The sequence below is a fragment of the Beduinella massiliensis genome, from assembly GCF_900199405.1.
Taxonomy (GTDB): domain Bacteria; phylum Bacillota; class Clostridia; order Christensenellales; family Aristaeellaceae; genus Beduinella; species Beduinella massiliensis.
Genome location: NZ_LT963430.1, coordinates 1,497,710 through 1,510,372, shown reverse-complemented (window position 1 = coordinate 1,510,372; position 12,663 = coordinate 1,497,710). Strand labels below are relative to the sequence as shown.

Sequence of the window (12,663 nt, the reverse complement as noted above, 5' to 3'; positions counted from 1 at the left end):
CACTTTTTTGCAATTTCAGGGGTTGACAACCCGCAAAGACGTGGTGTAGCATAATGCCCATCCACCGCAGCCGAGCAAAAGCACAGGGAGTTGAGCACATGGCAAGCAAGCAGGAGGCGTCTTTGAGTCCCATCATGATCGAGATTCAGGGCGTCAGAAAGGTCTATCCTTCGCAGGCCGGCGATGTCATCGCGCTGGACGGCATCGACCTTTCGATCCACAAGGGAGATATTTACGGCATCATCGGCATGAGCGGCGCGGGCAAGTCCACGCTGATCCGATGCATCAACCGTCTGGACGCTCCGACGGAGGGCCGCATCCTCATCGACGGCGAGAACATCCTCACCATGAACGAAAAAGAGCTGCGCAAGATGCGCCGGACGGTGGCCATGATCTTTCAGCAGTTCAACCTGCTGATGCAGCGGACGGTCCTTCGCAACGTCTGTTTCCCGATGGAGATCAGCGGCGTGCCTAAGGCGCAGGCCCAAAAACGCGCAAAGGAGCTGCTCGAAATCGTCGGGCTTGCGGAAAAGGCGGATGCCTACCCCGCGCAGCTCTCCGGCGGTCAGCGCCAACGCGTCGCCATCGCCCGCGCGCTCGCTACCGACCCGAAGGTGCTGCTGTGCGACGAAGCCACCAGCGCCCTGGATCCGATGACCACGCAGGCCATCCTCTCGCTTTTGCAGGACATCAACAAGCGCCTGGGCATCACGATCGTCATTATCACGCACGAAATGGCGGTCATCCGCCAGGTCTGCACGCGCGTCGCGATCATCGACGGCGGCCGGATCGCGGAAAAGGGCAACGTCCGCGAGGTGTTCGCCAATCCCCGTACCGCGGCGGCCAAGCGCCTGTTCCGCACGACGAGCGAAGAAGAGCTGCCGCCCGGAAAGCGCTGCCTGCGCCTGATCTTTGACGACAACCGCACGTACGAGCCGGTTATTGCGGGCATGATCCTCGCCTGCGGCGTGCCGGTCAACATTCTCTCGGCAAACATTCAGTCGGTCGCAGGCCAGCAGCGCGGGCAGATGCTCGTGGAACTGCCCACGGACGAGGACGGCGCAAAGCGCGCGGTCGAATACCTGAAGGGCCAGCAAATTACCCTCGAGGAGGTGAGCGCGGATGACTTGGCAGCAACTATTGTCCATGATCGGTAACGGGCTTTGGGAAACGTTTTATATGGTGCTCTTTTCCACGCTGCTCTCCTACCTCATCGGTCTTCCGCTCGGCGTTCTGCTGGTGGCGACCGAAAAGGATCACATCCTGCCGAACGCGCCCTTAAACCACGTTCTGGGCACGATCATCAACGTGCTGCGTTCGGTTCCTTTCCTGATCCTGATGATCGCGGTCATCCCCATCACCCGCGCGATCATGGGTTCGGCCATCGGTTCCAAGGCGACCATCATGCCGCTGACCATCGCTGCCTTTCCCTATGTCGCCCGAACGGTTGAAACTTCGCTTAAGGAGATCGACCGCGGCGTCATCGAAGCGGCGCAGTCCATGGGCGCAACCCGGCTGCACATCGTGCTCAAGGTGATGATCCCGGAGGCCATGCCCTCCCTCATCAGCGGGGCCGCCACCGCGACCACCAACATTTTGGGCTATTCCGCCATGGCCGGTGCGATCGGCGGCGGCGGCCTGGGCGCGCTGGCGATCAATTACGGCTACTATCGCTACAAGACCGACATTCTGCTCATCGTCGTGGTCGTGCTGGTGCTGCTGGTGCAGATCGTCCAGCTGATCGGCACGCGGGGTTCCCGCCTGGTGGATCACCGGTTAAAGTGAGCCATCGGCGTCTCAATACGGCAAAATCGATAGAAAAGAAGGAGTGTACCCCTATGAAAAAGCTGCTTTCGCTCGTCCTCGCCCTTGCGCTCACGTTCAGCCTTTCCAGTTTCGCCTTCGCCGCCGAAAAGATTCGCGTCGGCGCTTCCCCCTCTCCGCATGCCGAAATCCTCACCGCCGCGAAGGCCGCGCTGCTCGAAAAGGGATACGACCTGGAGGTCGTGGAGTTCACCGACTACATTCTGCCTAACACCACCACCGAATCCGGAGAACTCGACGCGAACTACTTCCAGCACCAGCCCTATCTGGACGATTTCAACGCGCAGAACGGCACGCACCTGGTGAGCGCCTTCGGCGTGCACGTGGAGCCGATGGCCGTCTTCGCTGGCAAGGGCGACACCCTTGAAGCCCTGAAGGACGGCGCGACCATCGCCGTGCCCAACGACCCGACCAATGAAGCCCGCGCGCTGCTGCTGCTCGAAAAGCAGGGCGTCCTCACCTTGAAGGAAGAGGCCGGCATCACCGCCACCAAGCTGGACATCGTGGAGAACCCACATAACGTGAACATCCTCGAGGTCGAGGCCGCGCAGCTTCCGCTCATGCTGCCGGACGTGGAGTTTGCGGTCATCAACGGCAACTACGCGCTGGCCGCCGGCCTGAACCCGGTAAGCGACTCCGTCGCCATCGAGGACGGCTCCTCCCCCTACCTGAACGTCGTGGTCGTCAAGGAAGGCAACGAAAACGCTGGCTTTGTCCTCGCGCTGAAGGAAGTTCTGCAAAGCGACGCGATCAAGACCTTCATCGACGAAAACTACAAGGGATCGGTCATCGCCGCCTTTTAATTCAATCTTCTCCACCAGAACGGGTTTACGCCCGTTCTTTTTCTTTTTGTTCTCCATATTTCTCGTTTCTAACCCATATTTTAAAATTTCTTGCTCCACTCTTTTATTTCTTTTCGATTCGTTCAAGGCAGCGCATTGCAGCTTGCCGTAGGTTTCGTGCAGCTTGCCCGCGACCACCTTGCGCTCGCAGGCCGCATATGCTATCCTTTTTCGTGAGGTGAGCGCATGAAGCTGACGGTTGAGCAAAACTTGGATATACGGGAGACGGAAATCATCATACGCTGCGCGCTGATAGACGACAGGCTGAAGGCCCTGCTCGAGCAAATCCGCCTTTACGGCTTTTCCATCACCGCGCGCAGGGAAGGCAATCTGATGCAAATCGCCCTGGAGGACATCTTTTACGTCGAATCGGTGGATGACCGCACATTTCTTTACGTCGAAAGCGATGTCTGGGAATGTGACCTGCGGCTGTACGAGCTTGAAAACCAACTCAAACACACGGCGTTCGTGCGCTGTGCAAAGAATTGCATTCTGAATACGCAGCGCATACAAAGCGTGCGCGCGCTGTACAACGGGCGTCTGGAGGCGACGCTGCAAAACGGCGAGCGCATCGTCGTCACGCGCCACTACGTGCCCGCCGTCAAGCAACGCTTCGGGCTGAAAGGATAGGTCGTTATGTTTAAAGACTATTTTATCCGTGTCTGTGTGTCCTACACGGTGCTCGTCCTCGTGCTTTCGATTGCCTGCCTACTGCCACTGCCCGTGCCTTACCTGCATTTTTCTCCCGCCGCGCTTTTGTACCTGCTGGGCATGAACACAGCCATTCAGTGCGTCATGTTCTTTACCGACCGCCTGCCGGTTAAGAGCATGGCGGGTCAAATCCTGGTCGGATTGGCGGACGTGCTCCTCTGCGTTTTCCTGCTGGGCAGGCTCTTCGGGCTGTTCGAGCTGAACCTGTTTACGCTTTTGATGGTTTTACCGGTCGTTTTGATCGTGACCCTGAGCGTTTACGGCTTCTTTTTCTGGCATGCGAGCCGGGACGCAAAGGCTATCAACGACGAAATTCAGAAAAAGCGGGGGGAAAGCCATGAACGCGATTGACATAAGCGGCCTGCGCGTGCGCTACGGCGCACTGGAGGCTGTACGCGGTATCGACCTGCACGTACCACAAGGAGCGCTCTTCGCATTCTTAGGGCCCAACGGCGCGGGAAAGTCCACGACGCTTTCCGTCCTGTCTACATTGCTCGCCCCGAGCGCAGGTAGCGTCTTCGTGGCGGGGCATGCGCTCGGCCGGGAGGACGACGCTATCCGCCGCGCAATCGGCATCGTCTTTCAGCAGAGCGTGCTCGACGACCTGCTGACCGTCGAGGAAAATCTTCGGTGCCGCGGCGGGCTCTACGGTCTGCACGGCCGGGCGCTCGCGCTCGCCGTACGGGACGCGGCGGCGGCCGTCGGCATCACAGATCTCCTGTCCCGCCGCTACGAGCGCCTCTCCGGCGGGCAGCGGCGGCGCGCGGACATCGCCCGTGCGCTGGTCGCCGCGCCCTCCCTGCTCATCCTCGACGAGCCGACCACCGGTCTCGATCCCCAATCCCGCGGAGCGGTCTGGGAAGCGGTGCGTGCGCTGCAGCGAGAGCGCGGCATGACCGTGCTGCTCACCACGCACTACATGGAGGAGGCCGCGCAGGCAGACGCGGTCAGCGTCATCTGCCGCGGCCGTATCATAGCCGAGGGTACGCCCCAAGCACTTCGTTCGCGCTATGCCAAGGATGCGCTTGTGCTTTACCCGAACGACGGAGAAGCGCTTCAAAGCGTCCTTCGCGAAAGGAATCTGCGCTTTGAGACGTGCGGCCGGGCGCTCCGGCTGGAGCTTTCCAGCACGCTCTGCGCTATTCCGCTGCTTCAAGCGCTACGGCCGCTGCTGTCCGCGTTTGAGGTCAGCTCCGGCACGCTGGACGACGCCTTTGTGCATCTGATCGAGGGAGAGGAGGCGAAGTACGATGCTGCTCCTGCTAAAGCGTAACATCCTGCTCTACCTGCGCGACCGCGTGGGACTCTTCTTCTCCATGCTCTCGCCGCTGATCGTGCTGCTGCTGTACGCGCTGTTCCTCTCCCGCTCGCTGGTGGACAGCCTGCCGCCGCTTCCCGGTGCAAAGGCCCTGATGGACGTATGGATGATCGCCGGTCTGCTGAGCGTTACCAGCGTCACTTCCACCTTCGGCGCGCTCTCGCAGCTCGTAGATGACCGCAAGCGCCGTATCCTTTCGGACTTCGCGGCCTCCCCGCTCACGCGACTGCGCCTGGCGGCGGGGTACGCGGGCGGCGCCTTCGGTGCGGGGCTGCTCATGACGGCGCTGTGCGCGGTCTTTGGAGCGGTCTATCTGTACGCCGCGGATGGACTGCTGCTCAGTCCTTCCACCTGGTTGGCGGCTTTACCGGCTGCGGCGGCCAGCGTCCTATGCAGCGCCGCAGCTGCTCTGTGCTTCGCGCTGTTCCTGCGTACCACCTCTTCCTATGGGGCGCTGCAGACGCTGCTTGGCACGCTGATCGGGTTTTTGATGGGCATGTACGTCCCCATCGGCGTGCTCCCGTCGGGCGTACAGGCGTTTATCCGCTTTTTCCCGCTCTCCCACGGCGCGGTGCTGCTGCGCAAGCTGCTGCTCACCCCGCAACTCGACGGCTGGCCGCAGGCCGTGAAGGACCTGTTCAATCTGGAGTTGGGCTGCGCGTACCGCTACGGGGACTTCGTCATGCCTGCAGCCGGTCACGCGCTCGTGCTGACCGGCTGCGGAGTTGGACTTCTGGCGGTGTGTGCGCTGCTCCTGCGGCGCAGAAACGCCGGCCTATAGAACGCTTGCAATTTAGGCCTCCTTCCGCTATACTGGGCGTAGCAAAAAACGCCGCAGATGCGAACGGAGGTCTTTTTATGGGCATTCACCAGATCGTATCAAAACGTCTTAAACCCGTGGAGACGGCGCTGTCCGCCGTGCCAGGGCTCGACGCCATGTTTCATCAGTGCTTTCTCAACACGCTGGAGACCACCTATCAGGAGAAGGAAGACGGTCTGCCCTTCATCATCACGGGCGATATCCCCGCGATGTGGCTGCGCGATTCCATGGCCCAGGTGATGCACTACGTGCGCTTCGCGGACGAGCCCGAGGTTGCGCGCTTCATCGAGGGCGTCATCGAGCGCCAGATGCGCTGTGTGCTGATCGACCCATACGCCAATGCCTTTAACGGGGAGCCCAACGGCGCGAAGTGGGCCGAGGACGAGCCCCCGCAGGGGCCTTGGATTTGGGAACGCAAGTACGAAATCGACTCGCTCTGCGCGCCGCTGCACCTTGCCCACGTGTACCGTCAGGCGACGGGTTCCACCGCCTTTTTGACCGAGACGTTCCACAAAGGCATGCGCGCCATCGTGGAAACATTCCGCCGGGAGCAGTGCCACGCGGAGAGCCCCTATTATTTTATCCGCACCGACTGCCCGCCCTCCGATACGCTCACGCATGGCGGCCGCGGCACGCCGGTTTCGCGCACAGGCATGACGTGGTCGGGTTTCCGCCCCAGCGACGACGCGTGCGTCTACGGTTACCTCGTGCCCGCCAACCTGTTCGCCGCGGGCGTGATGGACGACGCCGCCTATTTCGCCGCCCTGCTCGAAGACGAGGCGCTTTCCAAGGACGCCTCCGCCCTGCGCGAAGACATTCTTACCGGCATCGCGAAGTACGCGCTGGTCGAGCATCCCAATCACGGTCAGATCTTCGCCTATGAGACCGATGGTCTGGGGCACTACACGCTGATGGACGACGCGAATGTCCCCAGCCTGCTGTCGCTTCCGTATCTCGGCGTCTGCAAGAAGGATGACCCGCTTTACCTGCGCACGCGCAGCTTTGTGCTGAGCCCGGACAACCGCTTTTACTACGAAGGTCCTTACGCCAAGGGCGTCGGCTCTCCGCACACGCCTGCGGGCTACATTTGGCCCATCGCCCTTTGCATGCAAGCGCTGACCTCCACCTCTATTCCCGAGATTGCCGGCCTGCTCGTGCAGCTTTTAAAAACGCACGGAGGGACTCACTTTATGCACGAAAGCTTTGATCCCGCAAAGCCGGAGTCCTTCACCCGCTCGTGGTTCGCATGGGCGAACTCGCTCTTCGGGGAGCTGCTCTACCGTCTGTACGAGGAGGGCACGCTCGACGAAGTGCTGAAGATCGTGAAGGAGCAGGTGCCGCAGGCGTAAGGGGCTTATCGATAAGCAAAGAACCGTTGGAGTGAATCTTCCTCCAGCGGTTCTTTCGCTTTCTGTTGTCTCTCCCTGTGGGCGGCTTACGACTCCTGCCAGCCCTTGCACACATCCACCCAAGCCTGAGCGCCGGAAAAACGTTCCAACTCGTCCAGCGTAAGTTCAATCGCGCTGTTTGAGCTGCCGCAGGCAGGATAGACCGTCTGAAACCGGCGCAGCGATTCGTCCAGATAAACCGGAATTCCCTCGTTGACCGCAAAGGGGCAGACCCCGCCCACCGCATGGCCGACGAGCCGTTCCGCGTCCTCGGGCGACAGCATCTTGGCCTTCATGGAAAAGCACGCCTTGAACTTCGCGTTGTCTACCTTGGCGTCGCCCGCCGCTACGACCAGAATGCAGCTCTCGCCGCTTAGGAACGACAGCGTCTTGGCGATGCGGGCGGGCTCACACCCGAGCGCCTCCGCAGCCAGCGCGACGGTCGCGCTGGAAACCGGGAATTCGAGGATACGATCCTCCGCACCGAATGCCTTTAAATACGCACGAACCCGTTCGATTGCCATGTTTTATTTCCTTCTTTCATGATTTATCCCTTCTCCGACGCACCGCATCGTCAAAAGCCCCCATAGCGTGCCCAGCCCATAGGCGATGTGTACCAGCGGAAAGAGCATCGGAAGCGCCGCGAGGCATAGCGTCCGATCTGCAGGCATGGCTGCCGCGGCCCGGATGCTGAAAAAGATGTCCGCCAACCCGTATACGAGCAGAAGCAAGCCCAGCGGCATCCATGCGCCGCACAGCGCCAGCACAGCGCCCGTCAGCAACGCCAGCACGAACAGTACAGGCACGAAGTGGCGCGGCGCAAAACAGCGCGGCGAAACGCGGATCGTCCGTCCGACCCAAAGTCCGTTTCCCCACTTTTGGCGAAGCTGACCTTTGAGCGAGGGGCGCGCGGTGTGATAGGAACAGATTTCCGGGCAGTAGCGAAAGCGGTATCCCGCCTGACGCATGCGGTAATGCATCTCGTTGTCTTCCGTTCGGCAGAGCCGCTCGTCGTAGCGCCCTACCCGGTCATAAACCGACCGGCGGTACATTGCATAGGCCAGCGTATCCACGTCGCGCGCCTCTCCCGCATTGCGAAAGGGCGCTGCCCCGCCTGCAAAGCGGGAGATGTCCAGCGCGGTCAGCACCGCCTGCCAGGGGGTTTTCGGCGCGCTGCCGTCCACGTGACCGCCGACGATGTCCTCGCCGCGTTCGATCGCGGCGACATTCTTCGAGATAAAGTCCTTGGGGATACGGGCGTGCGCGTCCAGCCGGACGAAGAGCTCGCCGCCCGCAGCGTCCAGCGCGATGTTGATGCCCGGCGCGAGCCATCGCTTTGGGTTGTCCAGCACGCGAACGCGCATGGGCGTGCGCGCCGCGAACGATTCCATGACCGCGCGGGTTCCGTCGGTCGAAGCGCTGTCTATCAACAACGCCTCCAGACGATCCGCAGGATAGTCCTGCTCCGCCAGGTCGCTTAGCAGGCTCGAAAGGCACGCCTGCGCGTTGTAGGCGACCACGGCAAAGCTGACGTAAGGCCTGTTCATGCCGTTTCCTCCCACTCCGCATAGCGTTTATCTCGCCTGCGCAGGGAAAGCATTCCCGCAGGCATGTAAAAGAGGAGCAGCAGCGCAGACACCAGCGTGCGCGCATGCCCCTGACGGCGAAGAAAACCCAGAAGCGCCGCCTGACAGAGCACCGAAAAGATCAAAAACGTAAAAAAACCCGCCGCGCCCCCCACGAGCAGCCCCACGCAAACGGCGCAGACCAACAAGAGAGATTCCAGCAGCCACATGCGCGTCGGCAGATCGCCGAGGACGAGGCAGCGGGCGCTTCCCGCCCCCAGCGCGCAGCGCAGCGCCTGTCCCTGTCCGAGGCGGCGGCGCGTGAATATCGTTCTCCAAAGGCCGCGCGCGTCCCGCACGCGGTCTTCGTGCGTAATCATCGGCACCGGGAGTTCGGCGACCGCTATCCCTCGCGCGCGAAGCCGCGCGTGCAGCTCCGCCTCCTCGCACGTTTCGACGTCAGGATTCCAGTTGCCGGCCTCCAGCAGCGCTTCGCGGGAAAGCATGACCGCCCCGCCGAACTCCGGCGCCGTGCGCTTTTCCGTGCAGCCAAAGTAATTCTCACAGGTTCCCACGACTGCGCCCTCCCGCAGGTATACGTCGCGCCGAATGCCGCAGGCGCCCGCGTATCCCTCCGACATCGCCCGAAGCCCGGCCTCCACGAAGCCCGGCGCCAGTACCATGTCGCCGTCCAGAAAGAGCACCTGCCCGCCGGCAGCCTTAAGCGCGCCGATGTAGCGCCCCAGGGCGGGCGTCGTCCGCCGCTCAAGGGGGAAAAAGCAGCGCGCCCCGAGCGCATGGGCTCGGGCGAGCGAGTCGTCGCCTGAATGGGAATCCACATAGATCAGTTCATAGGGAAGCGATCCTTCGAGGGCGGCGCGCACGCTTTCAAGGCAGCGGCTAATGCCCGCGCCCTCGTCTTTGCCGATCACGACCACGCTGACCACGCGCATCCTCCTCTCCCGTCGCTTCATAACATGTTCTTTATTATCGCACATCCGGCCATGCCGTGCAAGCCTCTTTTCCTTTCGCGCCGATCCCCCCTTGCATCCTCGTCCAAAAGAGGGTATCATGAAGCTATATGGGTCTCTAATCGCGTACCGATGAAGGATAGAGGGAAAAAACATGCTCATCGCCGACCTACACATACATTCCAAATACTCGCGCGCCACCAGCTCCGACTGCGTCCCCGAGCAGCTCGACCTTTGGGCGCGGCGCAAGGGCATCGGCCTGCTCGGGACGGGCGACTTCACGCACCCCGCCTGGCGTCAGGAACTGAAGGAGAAGCTGGTTCCCGCCGAGGACGGCCTCTACCGCTTGAAAGAAGATCTTCGCGTGCAGGCGGGCGCGCCGGACACGCGGCCGCGCTTCGTGCTCTCCGCGGAAATCAGCAACATCTACAAGCAGGACGGACGGACGCGCAAGGTGCACAACGTCATCCTGCTGCCCGGGCTTGAGCAGGCCGAAGCGCTTTCGCGAAAGCTGGAAGCCATCGGCAACGTGCATTCCGACGGCAGGCCGATTCTGGGGCTTTCCAGCCACGATCTGCTCGAAATCACGCTGGACACCTGTCCGGACGCCGTCTTCATCCCCGCACACATCTGGACGCCGCATTTTTCGCTCTTCGGCGCCTTTTCGGGCTTCGACACCATCGAGGCCTGTTTTGACGACCTCACAAGATACATTCACGCGGTGGAAACGGGTCTGTCCTCTGACCCGCCGATGAACTGGCGTCTGTCGGCGCTCGACCGATTCACGCTCGTCTCCAACTCCGACGCACACTCGCCCGCTAAGCTCGGCCGTGAAGCGAACCTGCTCAACATCGCCCCTTCCTACGGCGCGCTGCGCACCGCCATCGAGCGCGGGCGCTCGGGCGGCTTTGCGGGAACGCTCGAATTCTTTCCGGAGGAGGGCAAATACCACTTCGACGGCCACCGCGCCTGTAATCAGTGCCTCTCGCCGGAAGAGGCCGAGCGCGCGGACGGCATCTGTCCGGTCTGCGGAAAACGCCTGACGTTCGGCGTTGCGCACCGCGTGGCGCAGCTTGCCGACCGCGCGGAGGGCTATACCCCGCAGGGCGCGCCGCCCTTTGAAAGCCTCGTGCCCCTGCCGGAGGTAGTGGCCGCCTCCATCGGCGTATCCGCCGCCAGCAAAAAGGCGGTTGCCCGTTATCAGGCGCTCACGGAAGCGCTGGGCGACGAGTTCTTCATCCTGCGCAGCGCGCCGCTGGAGGACATCGAGCGCGCTGCCGGGCCTTGCGTCGCGGAAGGCATCCGCCGCGTGCGCTGCGGTCAGATTGAAGCCGCGCCCGGCTACGATGGCGTCTTCGGTCGCGTGCAGGTGCTCCGACCCGATGAAATCGAGGCGCTATCCGGCCAGCTCTGCTTTCTGCCCTCGGAGGAGACAAGGCGGCAGAATGCAAAGACGGAGGTTTCCGCGCCGCTCGCACCCTCGCCGAAAATCGCGTCCTCGCCGGAGGCCGCGTCCGCAGCAGCATCCCCCGCGCCGGAAGCGCCCAATTCGCGCCAGCAGGAAGCGATCGAGGCGCCGGAACGCGCGGTGGTGGTCATCGCTGGTCCAGGCACGGGCAAGACGAAGACGCTCGTGTCCCGCATCGCGCACCTCGTGGAGAACCTGGGCGTAAGACCCGATCATATCACGGCGGTTACCTTCACGAACAAGGCCGCGGGCGAGATGCGCGAACGCCTCGAAAAGCGGCTGGGCAAGCGCGCAGCCCGCGCCATGACGATCGGCACGTTCCACGCGATCTGCCTGCATCTGCTCTCAAAGGAGGACGCGACCGCGCTCGCGGACGACACACAAGCGCTTTCGGCCGCGCAGGAAGTCGTGAGCGCCCTCGCCCTCAGGACGACGCCCCGCAGGCTGCTTTCGGAAATCTCCCGCCGCAAAAACGGCCTCTCCTCCGAGCTTTCGGACGACGCATACGCGCTTTATGCGAAGCGTCTGGAGGCGCGCGGGCTTCTCGACTTCGACGACCTGCTGTTGCGTGCGCTTTCGCAGGATGTGCCGTCCGCGCACAAGTCCTTTACGCATCTGCTGGTCGACGAGTTCCAGGACATCAACCCCGTTCAGCGAAAGCTGGTGGATGCGTGGAGCCGGAAGAGCGAATCGCTCTTCGTCATCGGCGACCCCGACCAGTCGATCTATGGCTTCCGCGGCGCGGACGCGGGTTGCTTTGATCGCTTTCTCGCGGACCGGCCGGAAGCGCGCGTCGTCCGCCTCCTGGAAAACTACCGCTCTACCCCGGAGATCCTCAAAACCGCGCTGCCCGTCGTGGAGCGCGGCGGCGAGACGCGTACGCTCGTGGCTATGCGCCCCTCCGGCGAGCGCGTGCGGCTTCTGACGGCGGCGGACGAGTTTTCACAGGCGCTGTTCATCGTAAAAGAAATCGGCCGCATGGTCGGCGGCATCGACATGCTGGATGCGCAGGAGCAGGCGCGCGCGGGCTCCGGACGCAGCTTTTCGGACTTCGCCGTGCTCTACCGCACGCACCGTCAGGCCGAGATGCTGGAGATGTGCCTCAAAAAGGAGAGCATTCCCTATGTGGTCACGGGACGCGACGCCACGCTCGAAGACGAACAGGTGCTCGCTTGCATCCACTTTTTCCGCCTTGTGCGAAACCCGCAGCTTTGTACCGAAGAGGAAGCATCCCTTCTGCCGCGCGTAAAGGCCTTCGCGCCGCGCCTCAAGAAGGAAAAGGCGCGGAGGCTGATCGAATTCTGGATGCTGGAAGAGGGCATCGCCGCCTCCCCCGCGCTGGAACGTCTGCTCGGCATCGCCTCGCTGAACGGGGACATGGACGCCCTGCTCGATGCGATCGTCCTCGGCGGCGAGGCCGACGTTTCGCGGAGCGGCTCGAAGGCCTATACGCCGGACGCCGTGCACCTGATGACGCTGCACGGCGCAAAGGGCCTCGAATTTCCCGTCGTCTTTTTGCCAGGCATAAACGACGGCGTGCTGCCGCTCTCCATGCCGGGCCGCGAGAGCGATGAGGCGGAGGAACGCCGTCTGCTCTACGTCGGCATGACGCGCGCAAGGGAAGAACTGCTGCTGCTCACCTACGGGACGCCGTCGCCTTTCCTCAAGGACCTGCCGGGGGTATCCCTGCGCTGCGAGCGGGCGCGCACGGTGAGCCGTCCCTCGGAGGGTAAACAGCTCAGCTTCTTAGGATGAG

The 12,663-nt window shown here is 62.5% G+C and carries 12 protein-coding genes; 9 read left to right on the top strand and 3 right to left on the bottom strand.

The window, feature by feature from the left end; translation table 11 throughout:
- The first annotated feature begins 98 nt into the window (after positions 1-98).
- The 8 genes from C1725_RS07460 to C1725_RS07425 all read left to right on the top strand — a co-directional run bounded on the left by C1725_RS07460 (position 99) and on the right by C1725_RS07425 (position 6,864).
- Positions 99-1,157: a methionine ABC transporter ATP-binding protein gene (locus tag C1725_RS07460; RefSeq protein WP_346026449.1), complete on the top strand. Its 1,059-nt coding sequence runs from the start codon at positions 99-101 to the stop codon at positions 1,155-1,157.
- Positions 1,123-1,785, top strand: a complete 663-nt coding sequence (locus tag C1725_RS07455; RefSeq protein ID WP_102411008.1) for a methionine ABC transporter permease MetI — start codon at positions 1,123-1,125, stop codon at positions 1,783-1,785. Before C1725_RS07460 ends, C1725_RS07455 begins: the two co-directional genes overlap by 35 nt.
- Before the next feature lie 53 nt (positions 1,786-1,838).
- Positions 1,839-2,627, top strand: coding sequence for a MetQ/NlpA family ABC transporter substrate-binding protein (locus tag C1725_RS07450; protein ID WP_102411007.1), 789 nt, complete (start codon positions 1,839-1,841; stop codon positions 2,625-2,627).
- 225 nt (positions 2,628-2,852) lie between these two features.
- Positions 2,853-3,296, top strand: coding sequence for a LytTR family transcriptional regulator DNA-binding domain-containing protein (locus C1725_RS07445; protein WP_102411006.1), 444 nt, complete (start codon positions 2,853-2,855; stop codon positions 3,294-3,296).
- Positions 3,297-3,302: 6 nt separating this feature from the next.
- On the top strand, positions 3,303-3,728 hold the full coding sequence (locus tag C1725_RS07440) for a DUF3021 family protein (RefSeq protein WP_102411005.1): 426 nt from the start codon (positions 3,303-3,305) through the stop codon (positions 3,726-3,728).
- Positions 3,715-4,650, top strand: a complete 936-nt coding sequence (locus tag C1725_RS07435) for an ATP-binding cassette domain-containing protein (RefSeq protein ID WP_102411004.1) — start codon at positions 3,715-3,717, stop codon at positions 4,648-4,650. Before C1725_RS07440 ends, C1725_RS07435 begins: the two co-directional genes overlap by 14 nt.
- Positions 4,628-5,476 carry an ABC transporter permease gene (locus C1725_RS07430; RefSeq protein ID WP_102411003.1) on the top strand — a complete coding sequence of 283 codons (849 nt, stop codon included), beginning with the start codon at positions 4,628-4,630 and terminating at the stop codon, positions 5,474-5,476. Before C1725_RS07435 ends, C1725_RS07430 begins: the two co-directional genes overlap by 23 nt.
- Positions 5,477-5,553: 77 nt before the next feature.
- The gene (locus tag C1725_RS07425) at positions 5,554-6,864 is read left to right on the top strand and encodes a glycoside hydrolase family 125 protein (protein WP_102411002.1); all 1,311 of its coding nucleotides are present in this window, start codon (positions 5,554-5,556) and stop codon (positions 6,862-6,864) included.
- Between the two features lie 86 nt (positions 6,865-6,950).
- Here C1725_RS07425 and C1725_RS07420 read toward each other — a convergent pair whose 3' ends face one another.
- From C1725_RS07420 to C1725_RS07410, 3 genes are read right to left on the bottom strand one after another with little or no spacing between them, the layout of a single operon-like run.
- Positions 6,951-7,427 carry a YbaK/EbsC family protein gene (locus C1725_RS07420; protein WP_102411001.1) on the bottom strand — a complete coding sequence of 159 codons (477 nt, stop codon included), beginning with the start codon at positions 7,425-7,427 and terminating at the stop codon, positions 6,951-6,953.
- Between the two features lie 3 nt (positions 7,428-7,430).
- Positions 7,431-8,450, bottom strand: coding sequence for a glycosyltransferase (locus C1725_RS07415; RefSeq protein ID WP_102411000.1), 1,020 nt, complete (start codon positions 8,448-8,450; stop codon positions 7,431-7,433).
- A complete protein-coding gene (locus C1725_RS07410) occupies positions 8,447-9,415 on the bottom strand; it encodes a glycosyltransferase family 2 protein (RefSeq protein WP_346026448.1) in 969 nt (322 codons plus the stop codon). The genes C1725_RS07415 and C1725_RS07410 overlap by 4 nt, the downstream gene beginning before the upstream one ends.
- Positions 9,416-9,593: 178 nt before the next feature.
- Between C1725_RS07410 and C1725_RS07405 the strand changes: the two genes are divergently transcribed.
- Complete coding sequence (locus C1725_RS07405; protein WP_102410999.1) at positions 9,594-12,662, top strand: UvrD-helicase domain-containing protein; 3,069 nt, start codon at positions 9,594-9,596, stop codon at positions 12,660-12,662.
- The last annotated feature ends 1 nt before the right edge of the window (position 12,663 follow it).

Coding starts and splice junctions, on each gene's coding strand:
- C1725_RS07460 (WP_346026449.1), top strand. CDS start 99: ATGGCAAGCAAGCAGGAGGCGTCTTTGAGTCCCATCATGATCGAGATT.
- C1725_RS07455 (WP_102411008.1), top strand. CDS start 1,123: ATGACTTGGCAGCAACTATTGTCCATGATCGGTAACGGGCTTTGGGAA.
- C1725_RS07450 (WP_102411007.1), top strand. CDS start 1,839: ATGAAAAAGCTGCTTTCGCTCGTCCTCGCCCTTGCGCTCACGTTCAGC.
- C1725_RS07445 (WP_102411006.1), top strand. CDS start 2,853: ATGAAGCTGACGGTTGAGCAAAACTTGGATATACGGGAGACGGAAATC.
- C1725_RS07440 (WP_102411005.1), top strand. CDS start 3,303: ATGTTTAAAGACTATTTTATCCGTGTCTGTGTGTCCTACACGGTGCTC.
- C1725_RS07435 (WP_102411004.1), top strand. CDS start 3,715: ATGAACGCGATTGACATAAGCGGCCTGCGCGTGCGCTACGGCGCACTG.
- C1725_RS07430 (WP_102411003.1), top strand. CDS start 4,628: ATGCTGCTCCTGCTAAAGCGTAACATCCTGCTCTACCTGCGCGACCGC.
- C1725_RS07425 (WP_102411002.1), top strand. CDS start 5,554: ATGGGCATTCACCAGATCGTATCAAAACGTCTTAAACCCGTGGAGACG.
- C1725_RS07420 (WP_102411001.1), bottom strand. CDS start 7,427: ATGGCAATCGAACGGGTTCGTGCGTATTTAAAGGCATTCGGTGCGGAG.
- C1725_RS07415 (WP_102411000.1), bottom strand. CDS start 8,450: ATGAACAGGCCTTACGTCAGCTTTGCCGTGGTCGCCTACAACGCGCAG.
- C1725_RS07405 (WP_102410999.1), top strand. CDS start 9,594: ATGCTCATCGCCGACCTACACATACATTCCAAATACTCGCGCGCCACC.